22 protein-coding genes are annotated in these 23,812 nt (G+C 73.6%); 11 read left to right on the forward strand and 11 right to left on the reverse strand.

Annotation, left to right across the window (positions count from 1 at the left end; translation table 11 throughout):
* Nucleotides 1-15 precede the first annotated feature (15 nt).
* The gene (locus tag J2X68_RS04045) at nt 16-750 is read left to right on the forward strand and encodes an SDR family oxidoreductase (RefSeq protein WP_310431027.1); all 735 of its coding nucleotides are present in this window, start codon (nt 16-18) and stop codon (nt 748-750) included.
* A 182-nt stretch (nt 751-932) separates the two neighbouring features.
* Nucleotides 933-1,568 (forward strand): ScbR family autoregulator-binding transcription factor, encoded by a 636-nt coding sequence (locus J2X68_RS04050; RefSeq protein WP_310431028.1) that lies wholly within the window; start codon nt 933-935, stop codon nt 1,566-1,568.
* A 34-nt stretch (nt 1,569-1,602) separates the two neighbouring features.
* On the opposite strand, the gene J2X68_RS04055 is transcribed toward J2X68_RS04050, so the two are convergent.
* Complete coding sequence (locus J2X68_RS04055) at nt 1,603-2,076, reverse strand: hypothetical protein (RefSeq protein WP_310431029.1); 474 nt, start codon at nt 2,074-2,076, stop codon at nt 1,603-1,605.
* Between the two features lie 258 nt (nt 2,077-2,334).
* On the opposite strand from J2X68_RS04055, the gene J2X68_RS04060 reads away from it, so the two are divergent.
* Nucleotides 2,335-2,937, forward strand: coding sequence for a sarcosine oxidase subunit gamma family protein (locus J2X68_RS04060; RefSeq protein WP_310431357.1), 603 nt, complete (start codon nt 2,335-2,337; stop codon nt 2,935-2,937).
* A 118-nt stretch (nt 2,938-3,055) separates the two neighbouring features.
* Here J2X68_RS04060 and J2X68_RS04065 read toward each other — a convergent pair whose 3' ends face one another.
* A complete protein-coding gene (locus J2X68_RS04065; protein WP_310431030.1) occupies nt 3,056-4,723 on the reverse strand; it encodes an amidohydrolase in 1,668 nt (555 codons plus the stop codon).
* 69 nt (nt 4,724-4,792) lie between these two features.
* Nucleotides 4,793-6,334: an APC family permease gene (locus J2X68_RS04070; protein ID WP_310431031.1), complete on the reverse strand. Its 1,542-nt coding sequence runs from the start codon at nt 6,332-6,334 to the stop codon at nt 4,793-4,795.
* Between the two features lie 151 nt (nt 6,335-6,485).
* Here J2X68_RS04070 and J2X68_RS04075 point away from each other — a divergent pair, with 151 nt between their 5' ends.
* Both J2X68_RS04075 and J2X68_RS04080 read left to right on the forward strand, forming a co-directional pair.
* The gene (locus tag J2X68_RS04075) at nt 6,486-7,187 is read left to right on the forward strand and encodes a TetR/AcrR family transcriptional regulator (RefSeq protein WP_310431032.1); all 702 of its coding nucleotides are present in this window, start codon (nt 6,486-6,488) and stop codon (nt 7,185-7,187) included.
* Nucleotides 7,188-7,356: 169 nt separating this feature from the next.
* Complete coding sequence (locus J2X68_RS04080; RefSeq protein WP_310431358.1) at nt 7,357-7,605, forward strand: peptidase inhibitor family I36 protein; 249 nt, start codon at nt 7,357-7,359, stop codon at nt 7,603-7,605.
* A gap of 68 nt (nt 7,606-7,673) precedes the next feature.
* On the opposite strand, the gene J2X68_RS04085 is transcribed toward J2X68_RS04080, so the two are convergent.
* Together J2X68_RS04085 and J2X68_RS04090 are read right to left on the reverse strand one after the other, a co-directional pair.
* Complete coding sequence (locus J2X68_RS04085) at nt 7,674-8,852, reverse strand: spore photoproduct lyase family protein (protein WP_310431033.1); 1,179 nt, start codon at nt 8,850-8,852, stop codon at nt 7,674-7,676.
* Nucleotides 8,853-8,969: 117 nt separating this feature from the next.
* Nucleotides 8,970-9,968 (reverse strand): YafY family protein, encoded by a 999-nt coding sequence (locus tag J2X68_RS04090; protein ID WP_310431034.1) that lies wholly within the window; start codon nt 9,966-9,968, stop codon nt 8,970-8,972.
* Nucleotides 9,969-10,058: 90 nt separating this feature from the next.
* Between J2X68_RS04090 and J2X68_RS04095 the strand changes: the two genes are divergently transcribed.
* Nucleotides 10,059-10,481, forward strand: coding sequence for a VOC family protein (locus J2X68_RS04095; RefSeq protein WP_310431035.1), 423 nt, complete (start codon nt 10,059-10,061; stop codon nt 10,479-10,481).
* Nucleotides 10,482-10,554: 73 nt separating this feature from the next.
* On the opposite strand, the gene J2X68_RS04100 is transcribed toward J2X68_RS04095, so the two are convergent.
* Nucleotides 10,555-12,369 (reverse strand): protein kinase domain-containing protein, encoded by a 1,815-nt coding sequence (locus tag J2X68_RS04100; protein WP_310431036.1) that lies wholly within the window; start codon nt 12,367-12,369, stop codon nt 10,555-10,557.
* Between the two features lie 312 nt (nt 12,370-12,681).
* Nucleotides 12,682-13,659 (reverse strand): zinc-binding dehydrogenase, encoded by a 978-nt coding sequence (locus J2X68_RS04105; protein ID WP_310431037.1) that lies wholly within the window; start codon nt 13,657-13,659, stop codon nt 12,682-12,684.
* A gap of 135 nt (nt 13,660-13,794) precedes the next feature.
* On the opposite strand from J2X68_RS04105, the gene J2X68_RS04110 reads away from it, so the two are divergent.
* From J2X68_RS04110 to lexA, 4 genes are all read left to right on the forward strand, one after another.
* Entirely contained in the window at nt 13,795-14,148 is a 354-nt protein-coding gene (locus J2X68_RS04110; RefSeq protein WP_310431038.1) for a helix-turn-helix domain-containing protein, read from the forward strand.
* A gap of 224 nt (nt 14,149-14,372) precedes the next feature.
* Complete coding sequence (locus J2X68_RS04115; RefSeq protein WP_310431039.1) at nt 14,373-15,023, forward strand: TetR/AcrR family transcriptional regulator C-terminal domain-containing protein; 651 nt, start codon at nt 14,373-14,375, stop codon at nt 15,021-15,023.
* A gap of 71 nt (nt 15,024-15,094) precedes the next feature.
* On the forward strand, nt 15,095-16,147 hold the full coding sequence (locus J2X68_RS04120; RefSeq protein ID WP_310431040.1) for a low specificity L-threonine aldolase: 1,053 nt from the start codon (nt 15,095-15,097) through the stop codon (nt 16,145-16,147).
* 170 nt (nt 16,148-16,317) lie between these two features.
* Nucleotides 16,318-16,989, forward strand: coding sequence for a transcriptional repressor LexA (gene lexA, locus J2X68_RS04125; protein ID WP_310431041.1), 672 nt, complete (start codon nt 16,318-16,320; stop codon nt 16,987-16,989).
* Nucleotides 16,990-17,154: 165 nt separating this feature from the next.
* On the opposite strand, the gene J2X68_RS04130 is transcribed toward lexA, so the two are convergent.
* The 3 genes from J2X68_RS04130 to J2X68_RS04140 form a co-directional block, all read right to left on the reverse strand.
* Nucleotides 17,155-18,714 carry a DUF4139 domain-containing protein gene (locus J2X68_RS04130; protein ID WP_310431042.1) on the reverse strand — a complete coding sequence of 520 codons (1,560 nt, stop codon included), beginning with the start codon at nt 18,712-18,714 and terminating at the stop codon, nt 17,155-17,157.
* 8 nt (nt 18,715-18,722) lie between these two features.
* Entirely contained in the window at nt 18,723-20,894 is a 2,172-nt protein-coding gene (locus J2X68_RS04135; RefSeq protein ID WP_310431043.1) for a DUF4139 domain-containing protein, read from the reverse strand.
* Nucleotides 20,895-21,297: 403 nt separating this feature from the next.
* Nucleotides 21,298-21,660, reverse strand: coding sequence for a DoxX family protein (locus tag J2X68_RS04140; RefSeq protein ID WP_310431044.1), 363 nt, complete (start codon nt 21,658-21,660; stop codon nt 21,298-21,300).
* A 154-nt stretch (nt 21,661-21,814) separates the two neighbouring features.
* Between J2X68_RS04140 and J2X68_RS04145 the strand changes: the two genes are divergently transcribed.
* Complete coding sequence (locus tag J2X68_RS04145; protein WP_310431045.1) at nt 21,815-22,690, forward strand: LysR substrate-binding domain-containing protein; 876 nt, start codon at nt 21,815-21,817, stop codon at nt 22,688-22,690.
* An 80-nt stretch (nt 22,691-22,770) separates the two neighbouring features.
* Here J2X68_RS04145 and J2X68_RS04150 read toward each other — a convergent pair whose 3' ends face one another.
* Nucleotides 22,771-23,757 carry an alpha/beta hydrolase gene (locus J2X68_RS04150; protein WP_310431046.1) on the reverse strand — a complete coding sequence of 329 codons (987 nt, stop codon included), beginning with the start codon at nt 23,755-23,757 and terminating at the stop codon, nt 22,771-22,773.
* Nucleotides 23,758-23,812 lie beyond the last annotated feature (55 nt).

The raw sequence follows: 23,812 nt of genomic DNA on the forward strand, positions 1-23,812 counted from the left end.
AGCTGGAGGCACATCATGTCCGAGACCACACGCGTCGCTCTCGTCACCGGCGCTTCCGGGGGGATCGGCCGGGCCGTGGCCCGGCGGCTGGCAGTCGAGGGGATGGCCGTCGGCGTGCACTACGCGGGCAACAAGGCGGCGGCACAGGAGGCCGTGGCCGCCGTCGAGGCGGCCGGCGGCAGGGCGGTCGCGGTCGCCGGCGACGTCGCGGACGAGCGGGCCATGGCCGACGCCTTCTCCGCGGTGGAGGGCGCGTTCGGCGGGATCGACGTGGTGGTCCACACGGCCGGGGTGATGACCCTGGGGCCGATCGCCGCGTTCGATCTCGACGCGTTCGACCGGCTGATGCGCACCAACGTCCGGGGCGCCTTCGTCGTGGCCCGGGAGGCGGCGCGCCGCGTCCGGGACGGCGGAGCGGTGGTCACGTTCTCCACCTCGGTGACCCGGCTGGCCTTTCCCGGGTACGCGCCCTACGCGGCGAGCAAGGGAGCTGTCGAGGCCATGACGCTGGTGCTGGCCCGTGAGCTGCGCGGGCGGGACGTCACCGTCAACGCCGTCGCGCCCGGTCCGACCGCCACCCCGTTGTTCCTCGAGGGCAAGGACCAGGAGACGATCGACCGCCTCGCCGCGCAGCCCCCGCTCGAACGCCTCGGCACCCCCGAGGACATCGCCGAGACCGTGGCCTTCCTGGCCGGCCCGGGGCGCTGGGTCAACGGGCAGGTCGTCTTTGTGAACGGCGGCATCGCCTGACGGCCCAACCGGCCGCGCCCGTGCAGCAGTTCGATCCCCAGTGGTGATCGAAGGGACATCATCCTGTATAAAAATACCAAACGCGCGGTTTACTTGTAGATCGCCGGTGGGATGCTCTCCACGTTCCGGGCTGGCGGGCCCGGTCCCGCGTCGTCGTGTGCAGGCTGAGGGAGGGAGACCTGATGGGCATGCAGGCGCGAGCGGTGCGCACACGTCACTCTCTTGTCCGGGCGGCTGCCGAGCTGTTCGCCGCCGAGGGGTATGCGCGGGCCTCCCTTCCCGGCATCAGCGAGCGGGCCGGAGTGAGCACCGGCGCCCTGCACTTCCATTTCGCCAGCAAGAGCGATCTCGCCGGGGAGGTGGAGAGGGCGGCGGCGGACTCGGTGGAGGAACTGGCCGAACGGTGTCGGGGCGCGGCCGACACGCTGTTGCAGTCCCTGGTGAACACGGCGTGCAGCCTGCTTCTGGCCATGGTCACCGATCCCGTCATCAGGGCGGGCTTCCGGCTGAGCGGCGATCCGGCCCGTAAGAACGGGGCGCAGATGCTGCAGTGGTGGCGGACGTGGGTGCACGACCTCATCGTCCAGGCGCAGCGCGAGGGGGAGCTCGCTCAGGACGTCTCGGTGGACGCGGCGACGACCGTGATCGTGGCGGCGACGGCGGGGTTCGAGGTGCTGGGGGCGACCGATCGCGACTGGCTCTCGGCGGACCGCGTGACGCAGCTGTGGACCTTTCTCCTGCCCTGGCTGGCCGGTTCGCCGGACCATGCCCCGCTGCTGACGGGGATCGGCGAGGCCGTGGAGGAACTGTCCGAATAGCCGACGCTCCGGGCCGGATCGCCCGCGCACGGGATCACCGGACCGCCCCCTGCTCGTCCACGGACACGGTGGGCGTGGACAGGAACACATCGGCGTCGACGGGACCGTAGGCGATGTTGAAGGTGTCCAGCCAGTACGACCAGCCCCGTATCCCCGCCGCGCTGCTGAAGCGGTAGTTGAGCTGCCACCGCACCCACTGGCCGGGGGCGAGCCGTACCGCCGGCGGCCGTCGTCGCCTGGGCGGCTGGCCGAACAGGGGTGACACGCGGGGGAGGACCCGCAGCCGTCCGTCGGTCTCGCGGAGCAGCACGTCGACCGCGCGGAGGTCCTCCTGGGTGTCGTACGGCGCGAAGCCGTCACGCTCCCGCATGCGCACCACATGCGCGGAAGTCGCCTCGGGGCGCGGAAGAGCGAACCCCACCGGAGCCGCGTTCCTGCGGGCCGCCGCCTCCCCTCCCCGTGACTCCTTCGTCCAGGACGTCCGTATCCACTGGACGGTGATCTCCATGCCTGACCTCGCCGGTTCGCCGAGCGCCCCACCTTACGCAACTCCGTGCCCCCGGAGGCCCGGCGCCCGCCCCGCCGATCCGCCGACCGCCATGGCGTGAGGGAACGCGGTGGTCGGGAGCCGCGCCGTACGCGGACCATCGCCGTGGACGCCGTGGACGCCGTGGACGCCGCGCACGACGTCCGGGCCGTCGTCGGGGCGCTCGGGGGCCGCGCCCGTTTCCTCGCCCGTCACGGGGCGAGGAAGCGGGCCGCCGCGATGGCTGACACCGCTCCGACCGCACGGCCGCGCAGCCCTCTGGCGCATGCCGCCGACCGTCTCGCCGCCGCGACGCGCTTCTGCGGGGGCGCGGTCCGCCTCGCCGAAGTCCCCTTCCTGGCCCAGCTGAACGTCCGCCTCGACGCCAAGAGCCCGGCGGCGGACGCCGTCGGACTCGCCCTGGGGTTCCCCCTGCCCCTGGAGCCCGACACCGTCGTGCGCGGAGGGGATCTGCGCGCGGTGTGGCTCGGCCCCGACGAGTGGCTGGTGGTGGGCCGGCCGGGCGCCCGGCGGGACCTGGAGGGCCGGATCCGTTCGGCGGGCGGGGACGCGCCCCTCTCCGTCACCGACGTGTCCGCCCAGCGCACCACCGTCCTGGTCGGCGGACCGCGCGCCCGCGACCTGCTGGCCCACGGCTGCCGGCTGGATCTGCACCCGCGTGCCTTCGGCCCCGGCCGCTGCGCCCAGACGACGCTGGCCCGCACCCAGGTCGTCCTGGTCGCCCGCGACCGGCCGGGGGCGGGGTTCTGGGTATTGGTGCGCTCCTCCTTCGCCGACCACCTGGCGAACTGGCTGCTGGACGCGGCCGTGGAATACGGATGACCGCACACGGTGCACGGACACGGGTGCACGGACACGGGTGACCGAGGGGGGACGGACACGACGCGAACGGGTGAACGACCCGGCACGGCGAAGCCGCCGCGCCGGGTCGTCGCCGCCCTCAGGCGTCGGGTGACGCGTGGACGCGGGCGCCCTCCACGAAGGTCTGCAGGACCCGCGTCGCCGCGATCTCCTCGGGCGGCCCGGTGAACGGGTCCCGGTCGAGGACGACGAGGTCGGCGGCCTTGCCGACGGTGATGCTGCCGGTGAGGTCGTCGAGGTGGTTCACGTAGGCGCTGCCCGCCGTGTACGCGGCGAGGGCGGCGCCGAGGTCGAGCCGCTGGCCGGGCAGGAACCGCGGAGTGCCCTCCGGAGCGTCGGAGGACCTGCGGTTGACGGCGACATGGATGGCCTGGAGCGGGTCGGGGCTGCTCACCGGCCAGTCGCTGCCCGCGGCGAGCGTCGCTCCCGCGCGCAGCAGGTCGCCGAAGGGATACTGCCGGGCGCCGCGTTCGGGGCCGAGGAACGGCAGGGTGAGTTCGTCCATCTGCGGTTCGTGGGCGGCCCACAGCATCTGGAGGTTGGCGGTCGCGCCGAGCGCCCGGAACCGCGGCACGTCGTGCGGGTGGACGACCTGGAGGTGCGCCAGGTGATGCCGGGTGTCCAGGGTCCCGTTGGCGGTCCGCGCGGCCTGGACGGCGTCGAGCGCCTCCCGCACGGCGCGGTCGCCGAGGGCGTGGAAGTGGACCTGGAAGCCGAGCGCGTCGAGTTCGGTGACGTACTTCCTCAGTTCGCCGGGGTCGACGAAGCTGATGCCGCTGGTGTCCGAGGCGCAGCCGCAACCGGTGAGATACGGGTCGAGCATGGCCGCGGTGTGGTTCTCCGCGATGCCGTCCTGCATGATCTTCACCGCACCGGCGCGGAACCGGCCCACGGTCAACTCCTCTCGCCGTGCGACGAGTTCGGGGATCTGCTCGGCGCCGCGTGCGCGGTCCCACCACAGCGCGCCGACCACCCGGGCGGTGAGCAGTCCCCGGTCCAGGGCCGTGCGGTAGGAGGGGGCGGGGTCGGTCATGTTGGCGTAGGCGCCGACGATGGCGTCCTGCCAGGCCGTGACTCCGTGCGCGTGCAGCACGGCCTGGGCGCGCAGCAGAGCGGTCAGCTGCTCCTCGGAGGTGGGCTCGGGCACCAGCCGGCCCACGAGGTGGACGGCTCCCTCCTGGAGCATGCCGGTCGGGTTGCCGTCCGCGTCACGTTCGATGCGGCCGTCGGCGGGATCGGGGGTGCGGGCGTCGATGCCGGCCCGCTCCAGTGCGCGGGTGTTCACCCAGGCGCCGTGGTGGTCGCGGTTGGGCAGGAAGACCGGCCGGTCGGGGACGACCGCGTCGAGCGCCGCGGCGGTGGGTGCGCCGCCGGGGAAGGCCTCCAGGGACCAGCCGCCGCCGGTGATCCATTCGACGTCCGGGTGCTCGTCGGCGTAGGTCCCGATCCGACGCAGGTACTCGGCGGGGTCGACGGTGTCGGCGAGGTGGCACAGGCCGAGTTCCAGGCCCGCGCCCTGCGGGTGGACGTGGGCGTCCTGGAAGCCGGGCAGCAGCAGCCTGCCGGTGAGGTCGACGACGTCGGTGCGCGGACCGATCAGCGCGTGCACCTCGTCGTGGCCGACGGCCGTGATCCGCCCGCCGTGCACGGCCACGGCGGTGGCGCGGCTGCGGGCGGGGTCGACGGTGTGGACGGGCCCGCCGGTGAGGACGAGTTCGGCGGGGCCCGTGGCCGGGGACTGCGACATGGGTGTGGACTCCAGGGAGGGATGAGGGCGGAGCGGGAGAGGAGCGTACGGCCGGGAACGCATGGGGAGTCAGACGGCCGTGCGGTCCATGGGGAGGACGACGGCCTCGGCGTCGGTGCCGCGTCCGGTCGTGAAGTACGGCGAACGCCGGACGTATTTGGCGACCGCGGCCATACAGAGGCCGGCGAGGACGATGACCGAGGGCAGGGAGAACATGAACCAGCCGTTGTCGGGGCTGAGCGCGAAGTGGTCGCTCATGGTCAGGTACGAGTAGCCGAGATAGCCGCCGAGGCCCAGCAGCACCAGACCGGACACGGCGGGCACTCCCACGGCGAGCACCGCGGTCCGCGGCCCCTCGCGCCGGGAGGAGCGGAAGCGGACGGCGCACGCGAGCGCGGTGAGCCCGTAGTAGAGGGCGACCAGCAGACCGATGGCGTTGACGGCGGCCAGCAGCATGTCGCTCAGCCTCGGCATGGCGACGGCCAGCAGGGCGATCGCGGAGGCTATGGCCAGCACGACGACCGTTCCGGCGGCGGGCGTGCCGTAGCGCGGGTGCACCCGGGTCCATACCGGGCCCATGGTGCGGTCCCGGCCCATCGCGAGGAGCCCGCGCGCCGTGGGGATCAGCGTGGACTGCACGGAGGCCGCCGCGGAGAACATCAGGGCGACCGCGGGCAGGCTGGCCCAGGGCTCGGCGGCCAGCTTCCGCGCGAGGTACGGCAGGGCCTGCGGACCGTTCTCGATGAGTTCGGTCAGGCTCATCTCGCGCTGGAAGGCGACCGAGGCGAAGAGGAACAGGCCGAGCATCGCGAACAGGGCGATCAGACCGCCGCGGGCCGCGTCGCCCGGATTCCGGGTCTCCTCGGTGACGCTGAAGGCCGCGTCCCAGCCCCAGAAGAAGAACACCGCGAGGACCATGCCCTGGGCGAACGCCGTGCCGTCGGCGATCTCGAAGGGGTTGAACCAGGAGAGGGAGAAGGACTGTTCGCCGGTGACCAGGGCCCAGCCGCAGAACCCCAGCAGCACGGCGTACTCGAAGACGAGCAGCGCGAACTGGAAGCGGGTGGTGGCGCGGGTCCCGGTGACGGCGAGCGCGGTCAGGCCGAGCAGCAGCACCAGGCCGACGGCCGTGCTGACGCCGGTGGACGACGGATCGAGGGCGACGCCGGCCACGGTGTGCAGACCGGCCTTCTCGGCGAAGATCAGGACGACCGAGCCCATGACCGCGCTGGTGTAGGCGCAGAAGATCACCGAGCCGACGACGGTGACCCAGCCGGTCAGGAATCCCGGCCAGGGGCCGAGGGTCCTTCCGACCCAGGTGTAGCCGTTGCCGCAGTTGGGCTCGGAGCGGTTGAGGCGGGCGTAGGCGGTGGCGATGCCGAGCACGGGCAGGAAGGCGAGGAGCAGCAGCGCCGGAGCCTGCAGGCCCACGACGGTGGCGACCGTGCCCATGCCGATGGCGATGCTGGTGGTGGCGGCGGTGCTGGAGGCCGCGATGGCGACGCCGTCGACGACGCCGAGGGACCGGCGAAGTCCGGCGCCCGGTCCACCGGACGGGGCGGTCGCCGGGGGAGCGGGCGGTGTGGACGGCGGGGGAGTCGGAGAGGGCATGAAGGGCTCCTCACGGGGAGGGAGGGCGAGGGAAGAGCCGCGCGGGATGTGATGGAACACCGGGCGCGAGTCTTGCGTCAATCCTGTTGACATAAGGGTGCGGGCCCCCTTCACTGCTGCTACGCGGCCCCGACCGACAGGAGCACCCGCCATGACCACCCGTGTGCCGCAGGAGCGCAGCCGCCGTCGTCCCACGCGCTCGGGGGTGCTGCTGTCGGAGGAGCTGATCGTGGACACCGCCCTGCGGCTGATCGGCGAGCACGGCCCGGAAGCGCTCAGCGTGCGCCGGCTCGGCACCGCCCTCGGCTGCGACCCCAGCGCCCTCTACCGCTATTTCCGCGGCGCCGACGACCTGGTGCTCGCCATCGCCGACCGCATCATCGGCGATGCCATGAAGGGCTTCGCCCCCGGGGACGACTGGGTCGCCGCGCTGCGCGAGATGGCCCGGCGGGTCCGTGCCGGATACCTCGCACACCCGCGCGCGGCCGCCTTCGCCTCGCACCGGGTGACCCGGCGGCCGAACGAGATCCGGGCCGTGGAGACGGGGATCGGGCTCCTGCTCGCCGCGGGGTTCGGACCGGGCGACGCGACACGCCTGTATCTGACGTTCATCGACACCGTGCTCGGCCACGCCGCCATGGACGCCGCGTGCCAGGCGCTCCCGCGGGAGCAGCGCGAGAGCGACGACCGGGCGTGGAGCGAGGCCTACCAGGGGCTCGACCCCGCGTCGTATCCCGCGCTGACGGCCGTGCGCCGGGAGCTGCCCGCGATGGGGCACAGTTCCTTCGAGGACGCGATCGAACTGCTGTTGGAGGCGCTGAAGGCCCGGGCGCCGGTGAGCCCGCCGCGGTGACGCGGTGGCGCGGTGCGCGTGGGCGCGACCGTGCGGCCCCGAGCGGCGACCGCGTGTGCGGCGCGGCGGCTTTCGCGCCAAAACCACACGGGTCCGTATGTCTCCTTGACCGAGCAAGGGGGAACAGTGAAGAAAGTCAGCTCAGTCTTACTGGCCACCGCACTCGCGGCTGTGCCTGTACCAGGACATCAACGGCGGCGGGCGCCGGTTGATCTTCAGCGACTACTACTGGCACAACCTCAACGAGTACGGCTTCAACGACCAGACGTCGTCGTGGCGCAACAACCAGGGGTCGAGCCAGTGGGGTTGGCTCGCGCGGGACGAGGGCGGCAACGGCGGGCAGATCTCCATCAGCCCCAACACCTACAGCTCCGACCTGGGCGCCTACAACGACTGGGCGAGCTCGGTCGCCGCCTGACGTCCGGCCGCCGGGGCCGCGCACGTGATCGTGGGGCGGCGGCTCGCCGAGGCGCCGCCCCACTCGGGTCAGAACGCGTAGCGCACGCGCAGCCAGGGGGCCCGGGCGGCGATCAGCGCGCGCAGCCGGTCCACCGCCCGCCCCTTGACGGGACCCGCGTAACGGACGTTCAGCGCGCCGTTCTCGGAGCGCTTGTCCTCCTGCAGATCCGGGCGCCACAGGGCGCCCTCCGCACGGGGATGCCAGCCGAGGTTGACCTCGTGCAGCTCCCGGTTGTGCGTCAGCATGATCACCTCGGCCGCCGCCTGCCGCTTCACCCGGTCGGGCAGGACGTCGTCGAGATGCCCGAGCAGTTCCGTCCAGGCCTCCTCCCAGCCGGGGCGGACGACGACCGGGGAGAGGTTGAAGTGCACCTCGTACCCGGCGTCCAGGAAGTCCGCGGCGGCGGCGATCCGCTCGGCCACCGGTGAGGTGCGCACGTCCAGCAGCCGGGAGTCCTCCGGGGGCATCACCGAGAACCGGACACGGGTCCGGCCGCGCGGATCCAGCGCCAGCAGGTCCGGGTTGACGAATTTGGTCGCGAACGACGCCTTCGCCGTCGGCCACTGCCGGAACGCGTGCACGAGATCCGCGGTGTTGTCGCAGATCAGGGCGTCCACCGAACAGTCGCCGTTCTCGCCGATGTCGTACACCCAGGCCTGCGGGTCGCACTGGTTCGGCTCGCGCTTGGGGCCCTGCCGGGCGATGTGCCGGCCGATGTGGCCGATGATCCGGTCGATGTTGGTGAAGACGGTGACCGGGTTGGCGTACCCCTTGCGGCGCGGCACGTAGCAGTAGGCGCACGCCATCGCGCAGCCGTTGGAGGCGCCCGGTGCGATCCAGTCGGCGGACCGCCCGTTGGGACGCGTCCGCGGCGACTTCCGCTCCCCGAGGACGAGCGTCTCGCCCTTGACGCGCACCCAGCGCGCGACGTTGCCCTCGTTGCCGTGCAGCCCCGGGATGCCCCAGTGGGACTCGACCTCGACCAGCCGGGCCCCGGGGAACCTGGCGATGATCTGGCGTCCGCGCGGCGAGGCGGCGGCCGCGGGCTCGGCGTGGATCTCCCGCACGGGCAGCAGTCGCCGCGCGGCGTCGGAGTCACGGAAGGACGGCCGGCCGGTGCACGCAGCGGCGGGTCCGGGGCCGAGGGCGTCGAGCCCGAACAGGGCGTCGGAGCCGTCGTCCGAGTCGGCGGGCGAGGAGTGCATGGACGTTCCGGTTCGGCTGGAGCGGGAGTGGCTGGAGCGGGACTGGGGCGGGGCCGGCGGGACCGGGGCTGAAGGGATCGAACGGACGAATCCGCGCCATCCACCTTACGGCGCACGTCAGCGCGGCGGCGTCTCCCGGGCGCGGGACGCGAGGCGGTCCGCGAACGCGATCACGAGGTCGCGCAGTTCGTCCGGGCGCTCGATGCTGAACGGCCGGTCGAGGGAGGCGAGCACGGGAGGCAGCCAGTCCAGTCGCTCGGCCCGCACTTCGACGAGCAGCCAGCGCTCCGACGCCGGATCCGCGCCCGCCGCGGGGCCGGGATCCTCCACCTCGGCGACGCTCGCGGGAAGCCGGGCGCGGATCTGCTCGACCGTCCCGTGGATCCGCAGGGTCACCTCGTGGCGGTACGCCGCCGTGGCGAACCCGGACAGGACCCGCTGCGCCGGATCCGGCCCGGTGGGCGCCTCGAACGACCCGGGCAAGGTCCTCGCGTCGGCGACGCGGTCGAGCCGGAGGGTCCGTTCCTCGCCGATCCCGGGGTCCGAGCCGATGACGTACCACCGGCCCTCATGGGTCACCACGCCGTACGGGTGCAGCGTGCGGTCGCCGGTCCGGCCGTCGCGGTTGGTGTACCTGATCGAGACCGGCCGGCGGTGACGCACCGCGTCGGCGACGGTGAGCAGCACCGCGGCGTCAGGGGTGGCGAACTCGGCGGGGGGCTCCGTGAAGGCGAGGGATTCCATGACCGTGTCGAGCCTGCGGGCGAGCCGCTCGGGCAGCACCCGCCGGAGCTTGGCCGCCGCGGTCTCGCTCGCGGTGGCCGTCGCGGTCGTCAGCCCCGCCCGGCGGCCGGCGACCAGACCGAGCAGCACGGCGATCGCCTCGTCGTCGCCGAGCATGAGCGGCGGCAGACGGTAGCCGGGGGCGAGGCGGTAGCCGCCGTAGCGGCCGCGCACCGACTCGACGGGCACGTCGAGGTCGATCAACTGGTCCACGTACCGGCGCACGGTGCGCCCGTCCACGCCGAGCCGGTCGGCGAGTTCGCGCATGGTCCGGGTGCCCCCGGACTGCAGCAGTTCCAGAAGGGTGAGGACGCGGCCGGTGGGTCGGGACATGTTCCGACCCTATCGCCGATAGTGGACCGATCCTGTCCAGTATCTGTTCTAGCGTGCGAGACGCAACGGCCCACCACCAGGGAGAACACCATGGACTTCGTCTCGATCCGGATCATCACCGGTGACGTCGCACGCCTCGTCGAGTTCTACGAGAGGGCCACCGGGCTGTCCGCGACGTGGTTCACCGAGGACTTCGCCGAACTCGGCACCTCCAGCGCCACCCTCGCCATCGCCGGCACCCGCACGGTCCCGCTGTTCGCGCCCGGCTCGTCCCGTCCCGCCGACAACCACAGCGTGATTCTCGAGTTCCTGGTCGACGACGTGGACCGCGTGCACGCGAATCTGACCGGCTTCGTGACCGACTTCGTCAACGAACCCACCACCATGCCCTGGGGCAACCGGTCGCTGCTGTTCCGTGATCCCGACGGCAACCTCGTCAACTTCTTCACCCCGGTCACCCCGCCGGCGATCGCGAAGTTCGCCCCGGACGGCCGGGTGGCACCGACGTCGTGAGCCGGACGCCTCCGGAGCGAGAGCGGCTGAGCGGAACCCGGTCTCCCGGACTCCGCTCAGCGGGCGGGCGCCGCTACTCGGCCGTGACGAACCGCAGCCGGCGGCGGACCCGCGGCGGGGCGTTCCGGCGGGCCCGGATCTCCTGGACGACGCCGGCGACGACGACCACGGCCCAGGCCACCGTGAACACTCCGGTCTGATCGTCCGGACCGATGGCGAGCCAGCCCACCCCCAGGCCGCCCAGGGTCAGGCCGGCGGCCGCCGCGAGGGGCGAGGGGCGTCGGCGGCTCAACGCGCGGACGAGACACAGCGTGGCGAGGACGAGGGCCGGGACGGAGAGGATCTCGACGTTGTCGTGCGCGGTGTAGTCGTGGCTGACGTCGGCCTGCGCGGGATCGTATCCGCCGCTGTAGTCGTCCTCGAAGAGCCGGTAGCCCGAGGAGTCGGCCGGCAGTTCGTAGTACCCGCCGTAGGAGGTGTCGTAGTAGTAGAGCGTGCTGAAGTCGGACTCCGTGACCGAGGTGTACCCGTAGTCGTCGACCCCGCCGCCGATCGCGACGCTCGCCATGACCAGGGCCCCGGCCCCCCACCACAGCAGGGTCGAGGTCACGGGAAGCCAGCGGAACAGGGCGAGCCCCAGCACGACGGCGACCACCAGCACACCGACGCGCTCGTCGGCCGAGTCCGCGTACATGTCCTGATAGCCGATGGTCACCACGCCGGAGACGACGATGCCCAGCAGGGCGATGATCCTCCCGGCGGCGATGCTGAACCGCCGCTCGCCGGACGCGGACGACGGGCCGTCGTTCGTCGGCGAGGTGTGCGCAGACCGGGCGCCGTCCGCCGCGCCGGGCAGGACCGGGTCGACCGGCCCACCGGGAGGCGGGACGACGGGCTTGGGCGGCGTCAGCGCGGTCCGGGTCTCCTGCTGCGCCAGCGCCGTGTGCCCCGGGCCCGTCCCGCTGTCGGCCTTCGCGCGCGCGGGCGGCGCGCCGGGCGCGGGCGGCGCGCCGGGCGCGGGGGCGGCGGTCCGCGGCTTCGGCGCGGCCGCCGGGGCGCTGAGCGCGACGAGGGTGTCCGCCAACGCGTCCCGCAGCTCCGCCGCGCTGCCGGGCCGCTCCTCCCGGTCCTTCGCCAGGGTCCGCAGCACGAGGTCGTCGACCACGACCGGGATCTGCGGACGCAGCCGGGAGGGCGCGACCGGTTCCTGGCTGATGTGCTGATGCATGACCGCGAAGGGGGAGTCGCCGAGGAACGGGGGGCGGCCGGTGAGCAGTTCGTAGAGCAGGCAGCCCGTGGAGTACTGGTCGGAGCGGCCGTCCACCGGCCGGCCCGTGAGCTGCTCGGGGGAGAGGTAGGCGGGAGTGCCCACCGTCATGCCCGTCGCGGTGAGGCGGGTGGTGGTCTCCGCGACGACCTTCGCGATCCCGAAGTCCAGTACCTTGATGCCGCCTTCGGACGTCAGCATGACGTTGGACGGCTTGATGTCGCGGTGGATCAGTCCCTGGGCGTGGCTGTGCGCGAGGGCGTCGGCGATGTCCCTGGCCACCTCGAGCGCCCGGACGACCGTGAAAGCGCCGTCGGACAGACCGGCGGTCAGTGTCCGCCCCTCGATGAACTCCATGACCAGGAACGGGGTGGTCTCGCCGTCGGTGGTGTCCTCGCCCACGTCGTGCAGCACGGCGACGTTGCGGTGGTTGAGGGAGGCCACGGTGCGCGCCTCCCGTCGGAACCGGACCCGGAACTCCTCGTGCCGGGTGAGTTCCGGCGGCAGCACCTTCACCGCGACCGTGCGGCCGAGCTCGCGGTCGGTGGCGCGCCAGACCTCCCCCATCCCGCCGCGTCCTACCGCCTCGATCAGCTCGTACCTGCCCGCGAGCACCCGCATGGCTTGCCCCCCTGATGGCACAGGGCGGCGCGATGACAGCCCGGCCGCCCGAAGTTCCGGAACAGCGGCGGACGAAAGGGCGGCACATCCGGAACTCCCCGGTGGCGGTGGGTCTTTCGCTCGACCGCCCGCTCACCCTACTGGCGAAATTCCGGCCGGGGGATGTCCGGTACAGAGCAGGACAAATGTGCGAGGTGTTACTCGGGGTCGCCCGCGTCGAGGCGACCTGGAGCGGGTGTGTCACCTCGCGGCCAGGGCTCTCGGAACCGCCGCCGTCTTCTTCTGCGCAGGCCGGGGTCGTCGCGGCTGCTCTCAGTCCGTCGTCCGCAGCAGCAGCTTCCCCGTCGACGTGCGCCCGCCCATCAGCCGGTGCGCCTCGGCCGCATCCGCCAGCGGGAACTCGGCGGTGACCGGAAGGTTCACGACGCCGTCGGCGACCGTGCCGAAAGCACGCTCCGCGAGGGCGCGCAGCGCCTCGGGCGCGGACTGGGCCAGCCCCAGGACGGAGAAGCCGCCGACCGTACGGCCCTGCGCGTACAACTCGGGCTGCCCGACGTGCCAGGGCTCGGCGCCGCTCGCGTTGCCGAAGGACACCAGGCGTCCGAACACGGCCAGCGCGTCGAGGCCGCGGCGCAGGGTGTCGCCGCCCACCGGGTCGAGCACCAGGTCGACCCCCTTGCCGCCGGTGGCGCGGCGGACGTCCTCGGCGAAGGTGTCGCCGAGGAACACCTCGTCGTAGCCGTGCTTGAGCGCGTGGCCGGCCTTCGACGCGGACGACACCACGCCGTAGACCGCTCCGGCCCCGGCCGCCCGGGCCAGTTGGCCGGCCACCGTGCCGATGCCGCCGGCCGCCCCCTGCACCAGCACGGTCTCCCCGGCACGCAGCCGTCCGACCTCGTGCAGCAGCGCGTACGCGGTCGGCACGACGGTGGGCACAGTGGCGGCGGTGCGCAGGTCCAGGCCCTCGGGAAGCGGGAAGACGGTGACGGCGTCGGCGAGGACCACCTCCGCGTAGGCTCCGCCGTCGACCAGCGCGGCGACCTCTTGGCCGGGCCGCAGCCCCTGGACGCCGTCACCGACGGCCCGGATCCGGCCGGACGCCTCCAGGCCGGGCCGGAACGGCAGTGACTGCACCCGGTATCCCTCGGCGCGCGCCTTGAGGTCGGCGAAGTTCACGCCGATGCAGGCGGCGTCGATGGTGACCTGACCGGGTCCGGGCTCGGGGGTCTCGGCCCGGACGAGCTGCAGCACCTCCGGGGCGCCGTACTCCTGGAACTCGACCGCGCGCATGACGGATCACCGCACCCTTCGATGAGTGTTCAACGGGAAGCGAACACTGGGACTGTAAGATATCCGTCGAACACTCGGCAACCGGCCGGGGCGCTCCGCGGGTGTCCCGTCGGGCGGACGTTGGGACGGAGGGGCATGGCGAACGAGGCTGCGAGCGCTGGTCACCGTGCGGCGCCGGTGCACACGCATCCGAAGGAGGTGTCCGTGCTCACCGCGCTGTCCGCGGTCTCCGATCCGGTGCGCATCAAGCTGATCCGCGACCTGGCGGGCTCCGCCGACTGGACGCGTAGCTGCGGCAGCTTCGACGTGCCCGTCGGCAAGGCCGCGCTCAGCCACCACTTCTCGGTCCTGCGCGGCGCCGGCCTGGTCGAACAGCGCGACGAAGGGCCGAAGCGGGTCAACCGGCTGCGCCGCGAGGAGTTCGAGGAGCGCTTTCCCGGCCTGCTCGCCCTGCTGCTGCGCGACGACGGCGCGGTAGCCGCCGACTGAGGGGTGGACGCACGGGCCCCGGGCCCGGGCGCAGGCGCCTGACGTGCCTGATGTGACTGGCGTGCCGTTGCCCCGCTGCCCCTGACGGTGTCGTGTGCCGATGTGCGCGCCTGCCGCGGACCCGGTCGACGTGGTGGGCGCCGCGCTGCTTCGGGTCGGCCCCGCTGCCTCGGCGGGCGCCGCGGGCCGCCTCGTTCGATACGTCGTACCGTACGATGACTCGCATGCCCCGTCATTCTCCTTCGCTGGACCGTGCGACGCCGGACCGTATCGCCGAGACCGCCCTGCTCCTGATCGACGAGGGCGGTCCGGAGGCCCTGACCTTCCGGGCGCTGGCCACCCGCCTGGAGATCTCCCTCGCCTCTCTTCAGCGTCGCTGCACCGATCTGGCAGGACTGCTGGACCTGTGCACCGACCATCTCGCCGCCCGGCTGCCGGACGTGGACCCGGACGCCGACTGGGCGGCTGCCACCGGGTCCCGGTTCACCGCGCTGTACCGACTGCTGGCGGCTCATCCGGGACTGCTCGCCCTGCGCGGGGCGCGGCCCTGGCTCGGTCCGCACCTGCTGGCCCGCCTGGTCGAGCCGCAGCTCGCCCACAGTCTTGCCGCCGGGATGACCGCCGAGGAGGCGATCGTCGCCTACCGGCGCATGTACCTGCTCACCCTCGGCAGCGCGAGCTTCGTCGACCACCGGGATCCGAAGTCCGCCCAGGCGGCGACCCGCACCGCCCTGGCCGCGCTGGACCCCGGTGAATTCCCGGCGCTGACCGGCAATATGACCGCGATCGTGTCCGCCGTGACCGACCACGAGGTCTACCACGGCGCTCTGGACCAGCTCATCCGTGCGGCGGACCCGCGCCGGCCCGCCGCGTGACGCCCCGTCCCCCCGTGCGAGGCTCCGCCCCTGCCGCGTCGAACCGTCAACGACATGCGAGGACTTCTGCCATGACCGCCACCGCTCCCGTCGCCCGCGTCTTCAGCAGTGACAACGCCGCCGGCGCGTCCCCGGAGATCGTCGAGGCCGTGGTCCGGGCGGCTTCCGGCCAGGCCATGCCCTACGGGGCCGACGACAGCACGGCCTCGGTCCGGCGCCGGCTGAGCGATGTCTTCGAGCGTGAGGTCGACGTGCTGCCGGTCTCCACCGGGTCCGCCGCGAACGCGCTGAGTCTGGCCGCGTCGACGCCGCCCTGGGGGAGTGTGCTGTGCCACCGCGACAGCCACATCAACAACGACGAGTGCGGGGCGCCCGAGTTCTACACGGCCGGGGCCAAGCTCGTGCCGCTCGGCGGCGAGGACGCCAAGATCGACCCCGGGGAACTGCGTGTGGCCGCGAGGCACAAGGCAGGGGACGTGCACAGCGTCGAGCCCTCGGTGGTGAGCGTCACCCAGGCCACGGAGACCGGGGCGGTCTACACCCTCGACGAGATCCACACCATCGGTTCGATCGCCCGGGAGGCGGGACTGCGGCTGCACATGGACGGCGCCCGGTTCGCCGGCGCCGTCGCCTCCCTCGGCTGCGCTCCCGCCGATCTGACCTGGCGGGCGGGCGTCGACCTGCTGTCCCTCGGGGCCACCAAGAACGGCACGATGACCGCCGACGCGATCGTCGTCTTCGACCGTTCCCTCACCGCCGAACTGGCCTTCCGCGCCAAGCGGGCCGGTCAGCTCGCCTCCAAGATGCGTTTCCACGCCGCCCAGCTCGACGCCTACCTCACCGACGGCCTGTGGCTGCGCAACGCGACCCACGCCGGAGCCATGGCCGCCCGGCTCCGGGAGGGCCTGAAAGCCGTACCCGAGGTCGCCCTGCTCGGCGCCGCCGACGCCAACATCGTCTTCTGCCGGCTGCCCCAGTGGGTCACCGAGGGCCTCCTGGCGGACGGCTACGCCTTCTACCACGACCGCTGGGAGCCGGGCGTCGTACGTTTCGTCACCTCGTTCGCCACCACGCCCCAGGACGTCGACCACCTTCTCCGGGCCGTAGGCCGGCACGCCGCCTGACGGCCGAAGCGGCGGAAGGACCGCGGGGGGTGCCGGAGGACCGGGCGGGGTGCCTGTCACCAGAAGCCGGCTCCCGGGACCCTCAGCTGCCGGGATTCGATAAGGTGTTCCATTTATGGGGGATGACAGGTTAGGGTCATTCCGAACGATCTTGCACGGAGGTGCCCCGGATGGAGAACACCGCGTCCGCCCGCCGGGGGCGTCCCCCGGGGCCCCGGACCGCCGAAGGAGAGCTGACGAGCCGCCAGTCGGCCATCGTCCGCTACATCACGGAATCGGTCGAACGGCAGGGCTATCCGCCGTCGATGCGCGAGATCGGCCAGGCCGTGGAGCTCGCCAGCACGTCCTCCGTGGCCCACCAGCTGATGGCACTCGAACGCAAGGGCGTGCTCTACCGGGATCCGCAACGACCCCGCGCCTACCGGGTCCGGCCCTCGTGGGCGCCCGACCTGGGCGGCAGGAGCGACACCCGGGTCGACGTGCCGCTCGTCGGACGGATCGCCGCCGGAGCCCCGCTGCTCGCCGAGGAGATGGTCGAGGACGTCTACGCCCTGCCTCGCCAAGTCGTGGGCGACGGCGACCTGTTCGCCCTGACGGTCTCCGGCGACTCCATGATCGGCGCGGCGATCTGCGACGGCGACATCGTGACCGTACGCCGTCAGGACAGCGCCGATCACGGGGACATGGTGGCCGCGCTCCTGGACGACGAGGCCACCGTCAAGGTGCTGCGCCGCCAGGACGGGGAGGTGTGGCTCATGCCCCGCAACCCGGCCTACGCGCCGATCCGCGGCGACCAGGCGCAGATCCTCGGCAAGGTCGTCGGCGTCCTGCGCGTGCTCTAGACCTGACGCACCCCGCCCGCGCTCGAACGGACGGGTGGGTGCGCTCTCCACGGCCCGGCGAGGCCGTCACCGGGAACGGCCGGCGGGGGTCGCCGGCAGGACGGGGTCTGCCCGCTCCGCGGGGTCATGCGCCGGGTGAACGACGCAGGACCCGCGGACGGTGTGTCACAGCCCGGCGACCTTCGCGCTCGCCGACAGCTCGTAGACGAGGGTGACGGTCCGGCGGCCGCCGGGTGGCAGGGTCAGGTTCCAGCCGACGATGCCCTCGGCGTCGGTCGTGTCGGGGGCGGGAGAGCAGGCCTCCTCGCGCAGCCGTACCTCCACCGCCGAGACCTCGGAGACCGGGATCCGTTCGCGCAGGACGACGACCCGGTCGCCCTGTTCGCCGGGGGAGGAGAACCGGGACACGTGCAGGCGGACGGTGCGGGTGACCACCGTCCGCTGGGTCAGCGTGGCGGTGTCGCGGGTCTCCTCGGTCTCCCGGACCACCCGATGGTCGTCGCGGCTGCCGTAGGCGAGCTCGACGGGGGCGTGCGGAGCGGTGAAGTCCAGCGTGCCGCGACCGGTGAACCCGCTGCCGCGGATCAGGTCGACGGGCCCGGCGAGCAGGGCGTGGCCCGAACGGTTGTCGCACCGCGCCACCTGCGTGACCAGCGGGGACAGCTCGGGGGTGCAGGCGTACTCGATGCTCGCGGTGGTGGTGAAGGAGGAGAGCGGCACGCGGTGGGCGCGGCCGTCCGCGGGCACGGAGACCGGAGCGGGGGAGTGCAGCACCCGCACCTCGTCGCCGTCGTCCACTCCCGGCAGGCCGAGCACCGGTGCCGGACCGAGGTCGGCGATCTCCTCCTCGCGCAGCTCGACGTCGACGGTGCGGCGCTCCGCGGGGGTGCGGTCCTGGAGCGTCAGCCGGTCCTCACCCAGCCGGGGCGGCTCGGTTGCCTGCGCCGAGCGTGCCGTCGACAGTGTCAGCCGCACGTCGGACCAGTCCTCGCCGGTGCGCTGCCAGACCATGGCGTCGGTCTCCAGCGTGAGGGAGTCGCCGTCGAGCACGGCCCGGTAGGCGGGCCGCCACAGCGCGCACGGGGTGAGATGACTGACGCGCAGGTCGGCCGGTCCGGCGGCCGTGGCGTCCAGGGTCAGCTCGATGTACCCCGACAATTGCGCCGGTTGCTCCTCGGCGAGGTCCAAGGCCCTTTGAGCCTCGGTGAGTTCGGCGCCGAGGACGGACAGCCGGGCTTCCACGGAGCGCAGTTGCTCGCCGTGGGAATCGCGCTCCCCGTCCACCCGGTCCAGCTCGCGGGACCAGCGCGGTCCCTCGGTCTCTCCCGAGCCGGCCCCCTCCGCGATCTCCCGCAGCAGGTCGGCGGAGAGCCGCCCGAGCGCGTCGACGCGGGCGTGCAGCCGGTCGCGGCGGCGACCCAGGGCGAGCAGTTCCTCTTCCAGGGTGTGCGCGCGATGCCGCAGTGCGGAGTCGCCGTCGGCGGGCCCCGGCCCGCGCGGCGTCCAGTCGCGGACGATCCGGACGTCGAGCACGGTCGCCGGTGGTCCGGCGGTCAGCTCGGCGTGCAGCGTACGGTCGACGGCCAGCGCGCTGACGGGCCCGAGGCGCAGCTTGCGGACGCCCGCCTCCAGAGCGAGAACGGCGGTGCGCTCGACGTGGGCGCGGTCCTCCAGACAGGTGACGGCGGTGACGGGGAGGGGAATCGGCTCCGGTGCCATGGACATGAGATGTGTCAGCTCCTGCGGTTGCCGCCGGCCAGCGTCTTGGCGGACGCGATGCGGATCTCGTAGCCGCCGTCGAGGGCGGTGGTGGCGCCGGCGGGCAGGTCCACCCGCCAGACGCGGGTGCCGGGTGCGTGCTGCTCCGGGCCCGCGCCGTCCCGGGGGACCAGCCAGTCGGCCCGTTCCTCGATCCGGATGTCCGGGTCGGAGGTGACCGGGACCCGCTCGCGTACCTCGACGGTGACGGGCTCGCCGAGCCGGTTGGCCAGTTCCACGTGGACGCGGTGGTCGAGCACGGTCGTGCTGCTGCGCAGCCCCGACGTCGACTCGTGCACGTGGGCGCGCCGGGTGACCCGCACGCCCTGGGCCGGACCGAGCCCCACCCGGCACTCGCCGCCCGGGGCGAGCGTGGGCAGGGCGGTGGTCAGCAGGAAGTCGTCATCGGCGGTGACCTCCACCGGCCCGGCCAGCAGAGCCTGGTCGGTGGCGTTGGAGAGCACCAGCGTCGCGTAGACGGTCTGCTCCACGGACGGCACGCAAAGGTACTCGGTGCGCAGACCGACCGGGATCTCGCCGACGGTGACGGTGTGCCAGGTGCCGTCCGAGGGAATGTCGGCGCGGGCGACCGCGTCGAAGCGGTGGTCGAAGGAACCGGCGGACTCCCGGGGGCGCACGGCGTGCCCGGGCAGCGGCAGCGCGGTCACCGCCTCGGCGCGGCGCCGGTACTCGGCCGCCACCGGGTCGAACGGGGAGTCCGGGAACAGCAGACCCCGGCGGCCGCCCGGCTCGTCGGGTCCGCACAACACGAGGGCCGTGTAGTCGAGTTCGGCGCCGCTCGGCCGCGGCGGACCGGGCGTCGGCGCCACGGGCTGCGGCGGGGGGCCGCCGGGCGCCATCGGCGCCGGGGGCGGTGCCCCCCGGCCCGGGGCCTGCGGAGCCAGGGCGGCGGGCGCCGCCGCGGGCATGCTGCGGGCCCGGCCCCGACCCCCGCCACCCGGTCGGGACGGGACCGGCTGCGCGAACTCGTTCGGTCCGCCGCCGAAGGGCTGCGGATACGCGCCGCCCGCGCTGCCCGGCGGAGGCGGCGGGGGCGGTGCGCCGTGGACGGGCGGGGCGGCCGCGACCGGCTGGCCGTACGCCTGCGGCGCCGCGGCGAGCGACTCGCCGTACTCCGGCGCGGTCGGCCGCGGGGGCGGAACGGGGCCCGGCGCGGAGCCGGCGGCCGGCGGGCCTGCGGCAACCGGCGAAGCGCCGGTCCTGGCCGGCCGGGCGGGTGCCACGTCGTACCCGGCGAACAGGTCGGCCAGGCCCGTCGGCGGCTCGCGCCAGCCGGACGGCAGGGGCGCGGGCTGGGGGCGTCCGATCCGGATGGAGCGGAGTCTGGGCAGATCGGTACGACGCCGCAGGTCGGCGGTGGCCAGGGCGATGCGCACCCCGGTCCAGTCCTCGCCGGTGCGCTGGGCGACCGAGGCGCGCAGCACCAGTCGGCCGCTGCTGTCGTCCTGACGGTAGGTGAGCCGGTAGGTCGGCACCCAGACGGCGCCCGGCACGCCGTACTCCAGTTCCACTTCCGCGTCACCGGCGCCGTCGAGCGTGAGCACCGCCGAGACCGTGGTCCGCACGTGCGCCGCCGGTGCGTCGGTGGAGGCGCGGGCGAGCCGGTCGGCGGCGACGGAGAGCGCGTGTTCGGCGCGGTCCAGCGCTTCCTCCATGTCGACGAGGCGCGTGTGCAGTCCTGCCAGCCGCTCGTCGACGAACTCGGCGAGCCCCAGCCACGCGTCGACCGGCGTACGCCGGTGCGGGTCGTCGCGCCTGCGGGCCGGCGGGACCGGGCGCAGCCCCTTGACCTCCTCGATCAGGCGCAGTTGCCGGTCCCGGCCGCCCTCCGCGGCGGCACGCTCGTCCAGCAGTCGCTCCACCTCGCGCCGCAGGTCGTCGGGGGCGGTCTCGGCGAGCGGTTCGGCCTCGACCTCCACCCGTGCCTCGGTGACGCGCACGCCGGGTGTCCCGGTGACACGGGCCCGCAGGGACCCGGGGTCCAGCGAGCGGGGCAGTCCCGTCACCCGCACCCGGCCGTCGGGCGGCACGCTGCCCGAGGCCAGGCGACGGCAGACCGCGCCCTGCGCGTAGACCACCACCGAATCGAGGGTCGACCCCCACCTCTGTTCCGCCCGAGCCGTCATGTGCCTCGCCCCCCGCCGCGTCCGTGCTGAGCGAAGCCTACGCGGACCGGTGTCGGACTTGATCGAACGGTCCGGAAATACCGCTGGGGCACAGGCCGTCGGCGCCCGCGGGGCGCGTGCCTCCTGCCCCGGAGGGGCCGTATCTCTGACCCTTCACGTCCTGCGCCCGGCCCGCGGACGGCCGTCGGGCGCGGTTGGCCGGACGGCCGGACCGCCGGACAGCTCGACGGCTGGACGGCCGGCGGTCGGACTCTCGGACAGCGGGCGGGCGGAGGCGTCGGTGCCGGACCGACGGATGCGACGGACGCGCCGACGGCGTTTCGGGCGACGGCTTCACCCGCGGCCGAACACCCGGGAACCGTGCCCGGTCACGGCCAGGCGATCACCCGGGAACCGTGCCCGGTCACAGCCATGTGGTGGCGAGCCGGAGGACCACGAACGTGAGGGCGAGGAGCCCGACGTTGAGGGTGATCCGGCGGTCCTCGCCGGTCAGGTGGACGGCGATCGCACCTGCCTGCAGGACTACGAACCCGAGCGCCGCGGCCGGTGCCAGCCAGGGCGCGACGCCGGTCAGGGGCGGCAGGATCAGCCCGGCCGCGCCGAGTATCTCGACCGCCCCCAGCGCCCGCACGGCGGCCAGGGGCATGCGATCGACCCAGGCCATCATCGGGCGGAGTCGGTCCTTGCTGCGGAGCACCTTCACCGCGCCCGAGTAGAGGTAGAAGAGGGCGAGCAGACCGGCGACGATCCCGTACGTGATGTTCATGATTCCCCTGTGCGGTCACCGTGGCCGGTGACGTGTCGATTCCCGCGGCGGCCTTCGTGGAAGGCCGAACGTGGGCTGGTCTCGGCTTCTTCGGCCATGTTCCGAGTGCACCGCCAGGTTCCTGCGGCTGTCCAAGACCTCTTCCGCGACGCCGATGCCGTCCGGGTATCGTCGCAGCGTGGAGCTACGTACCTTGCGGTATTTCGTGGCGGTCGCCGAGGAACTCCACTTCGGCCGGGCCGCCACGCGACTGCACATGAGCCAGCCGCCGCTGAGCCGGGCGATCAAGCGGCTGGAGACCGAGGTGGGTGCTCTGCTGTTCACCCGCTCGTCCGCGGGCGTCACCCTCACCGCCGTGGGCGCGGTGCTGCTCGACGAGGCGCGGGCCCTGCTCGACCAGGCCGACCGCGTCCGCGCGCGGGTGGCCGCGGCGGCGGGCGCCGCGACCCTCACCGTCGGCATCCTGGGCGACAGCACCGATCCGGGAGCGACGAGGCTGGCGGCCGCCCACCGTCGAAGCCACCCCGGCATCGACGTCCGCATCCGCGACACCGATCTGACCGACCCGACGTGCGGCCTGCGTGCCGGACTGGTCGACGTCGCGTTGACTCGTGCGCCGTTCGACGAGACCGCCTTGACGGTGCGTGAACTGCGCGCCGATCCGGTGGGCGTGGTCCTGCGGGCGGACGATCCGCTGGCCCGCCGCGGCACGCTGAAGCTGGCCGACCTGGGCGATCGGCGCTGGTTCCGGTTCCCGCGGGGCACCGACCCGGCCTGGCAGGCGTACTGGAACGGCGGCGAGCCGCGCGAGGGGCCGGTGGTGCGGGTCGTGCAGGAATGCCTGCAGGCCGTGTTGTGGAACGGCACGGTCGGCCTGGCCCCGCTCGGTCACGACCTGCCTGCGGAGCTGGCCGTGGTGCCGCTGATCGACATGGCGCCGAGCCGCGTGGTGGCGGTGTGGAACGAGGGTGATCCCAACCCGTTGATCCGATCGTTCGTCGAGATCGCGACAGCCGCGTACCGTCGCTGAGCCCTCGGCGGACGGCCCCGCGCCGTGACGGCGCGGTCCGCCCGGAACGCATCCCGAGCCGCCCCGGCAGCCCGCCCGGCTCAGCCCTGGAGGGAGGCGAGCCAGTCGGTGAGCAGGCGGTTGACCTCGTCGGGGCGTTCCTGCTGGACCCAGTGGCCGCAGTCGTTCAGGACGTGCGAGGCGGACAGGCCGGGGAGGGTGGTGGGGTAGGCGTCGATGGCGTCGGCCATCCAGGTGGTGGAGGCGTCCCGTGCGCCGCCGACGAACAGGGCGGGCTGTGTGAGCGGGGCTCCGCGGTGGCGGGCGAGGTCCTCCCAGTCGCGGTCCATGTTGCGGTAGCGGTTGAGCGCGCCGGTCAGGCCGGTGCGCTCGAACTCCCCGGCGTAGAAGTCGAGATCGTCCTCGCTCAGCCAGGCGGGCAGGGCGTCCGTGGGAAAGCGGTCGCGCAGCCGCCCGCCGCGGGCGACGAAGTGCGGATCGGGTTCGTCCCGGGCGGGCATGGTGTCGCCGGACAGGGCCGCGAAGAAGCCGGCGAGCCAGCCCCGGACGTCGGGCTCGATCTCCGCCTCGGCACGGCCGGGCTCCTGGAAGTAGGAGACGTAGAACTCCTGGTCCGGTCCGCCGATCCGGCCGAGGACCTCGGTGGGGCGGGGGCCGCCCGGCGGCGCGTACGGGACGCTCAGCAAGCCGACCGCACGGAAGACCTCGGGGTGGAGCAGAGCGGAGGCGGCGGCGATGGCGGAGCCCCAGTCATGGCCGACGACCACCGCGCTCTCCTCGCCGAGGGCACGCACGACGGCCACGTTGTCCGCCACCAGGTCGAGCATCCCGTGGGCGTGGGTCGCGGCGGGCCTGGACGAACGGCCGTAGCCGCGCACGTCGATCGCCGCCGCCCGGTACCCGGCCGCGGCGAGGGCCGGGAGCTGGCGGCGCCAGGAGTACCAGGACTCGGGGAAACCGTGCACCAGCAGGACCAGCGGGCCGGTCCCCTGCTCGACCAGGTGGAGGCGACCGGCCGGGGCCTCGACGGTGCGGTGGCGGAGTGCGGCGGACGGCTCGGACGGCATGGGGCTACTCCTCGGTTCGCGGGCGGACCCGGCTACCCGTCGATCATGCGGCGCG

The organism is Streptomyces sp. 3330 (genome assembly GCF_031456635.1).
GTDB lineage: Bacteria > Actinomycetota > Actinomycetes > Streptomycetales > Streptomycetaceae > Streptomyces.

What these genes read in the sequence shown, in the direction of transcription:
- J2X68_RS04045 (WP_310431027.1), top strand. Translation starts at nt 16, where the DNA reads ATGTCCGAGACCACACGCGTCGCTCTCGTCACCGGCGCTTCCGGGGGG.
- J2X68_RS04050 (WP_310431028.1), top strand. Translation starts at nt 933, where the DNA reads ATGGGCATGCAGGCGCGAGCGGTGCGCACACGTCACTCTCTTGTCCGG.
- J2X68_RS04055 (WP_310431029.1), bottom strand. Translation starts at nt 2,076, where the DNA reads ATGGAGATCACCGTCCAGTGGATACGGACGTCCTGGACGAAGGAGTCA.
- J2X68_RS04060 (WP_310431357.1), top strand. Translation starts at nt 2,335, where the DNA reads ATGGCTGACACCGCTCCGACCGCACGGCCGCGCAGCCCTCTGGCGCAT.
- J2X68_RS04065 (WP_310431030.1), bottom strand. Translation starts at nt 4,723, where the DNA reads ATGTCGCAGTCCCCGGCCACGGGCCCCGCCGAACTCGTCCTCACCGGC.
- J2X68_RS04070 (WP_310431031.1), bottom strand. Translation starts at nt 6,334, where the DNA reads ATGCCCTCTCCGACTCCCCCGCCGTCCACACCGCCCGCTCCCCCGGCG.
- J2X68_RS04075 (WP_310431032.1), top strand. Translation starts at nt 6,486, where the DNA reads ATGACCACCCGTGTGCCGCAGGAGCGCAGCCGCCGTCGTCCCACGCGC.
- J2X68_RS04085 (WP_310431033.1), bottom strand. Translation starts at nt 8,852, where the DNA reads ATGCACTCCTCGCCCGCCGACTCGGACGACGGCTCCGACGCCCTGTTC.
- J2X68_RS04090 (WP_310431034.1), bottom strand. Translation starts at nt 9,968, where the DNA reads ATGTCCCGACCCACCGGCCGCGTCCTCACCCTTCTGGAACTGCTGCAG.
- J2X68_RS04095 (WP_310431035.1), top strand. Translation starts at nt 10,059, where the DNA reads ATGGACTTCGTCTCGATCCGGATCATCACCGGTGACGTCGCACGCCTC.
- J2X68_RS04100 (WP_310431036.1), bottom strand. Translation starts at nt 12,369, where the DNA reads ATGCGGGTGCTCGCGGGCAGGTACGAGCTGATCGAGGCGGTAGGACGC.
- J2X68_RS04105 (WP_310431037.1), bottom strand. Translation starts at nt 13,659, where the DNA reads ATGCGCGCGGTCGAGTTCCAGGAGTACGGCGCCCCGGAGGTGCTGCAG.
- J2X68_RS04110 (WP_310431038.1), top strand. Translation starts at nt 13,795, where the DNA reads ATGGCGAACGAGGCTGCGAGCGCTGGTCACCGTGCGGCGCCGGTGCAC.
- J2X68_RS04115 (WP_310431039.1), top strand. Translation starts at nt 14,373, where the DNA reads ATGCCCCGTCATTCTCCTTCGCTGGACCGTGCGACGCCGGACCGTATC.
- J2X68_RS04120 (WP_310431040.1), top strand. Translation starts at nt 15,095, where the DNA reads ATGACCGCCACCGCTCCCGTCGCCCGCGTCTTCAGCAGTGACAACGCC.
- lexA (WP_310431041.1), top strand. Translation starts at nt 16,318, where the DNA reads ATGGAGAACACCGCGTCCGCCCGCCGGGGGCGTCCCCCGGGGCCCCGG.
- J2X68_RS04130 (WP_310431042.1), bottom strand. Translation starts at nt 18,714, where the DNA reads ATGTCCATGGCACCGGAGCCGATTCCCCTCCCCGTCACCGCCGTCACC.
- J2X68_RS04135 (WP_310431043.1), bottom strand. Translation starts at nt 20,894, where the DNA reads ATGACGGCTCGGGCGGAACAGAGGTGGGGGTCGACCCTCGATTCGGTG.
- J2X68_RS04140 (WP_310431044.1), bottom strand. Translation starts at nt 21,660, where the DNA reads ATGAACATCACGTACGGGATCGTCGCCGGTCTGCTCGCCCTCTTCTAC.
- J2X68_RS04145 (WP_310431045.1), top strand. Translation starts at nt 21,815, where the DNA reads ATGCCGTCCGGGTATCGTCGCAGCGTGGAGCTACGTACCTTGCGGTAT.
- J2X68_RS04150 (WP_310431046.1), bottom strand. Translation starts at nt 23,757, where the DNA reads ATGCCGTCCGAGCCGTCCGCCGCACTCCGCCACCGCACCGTCGAGGCC.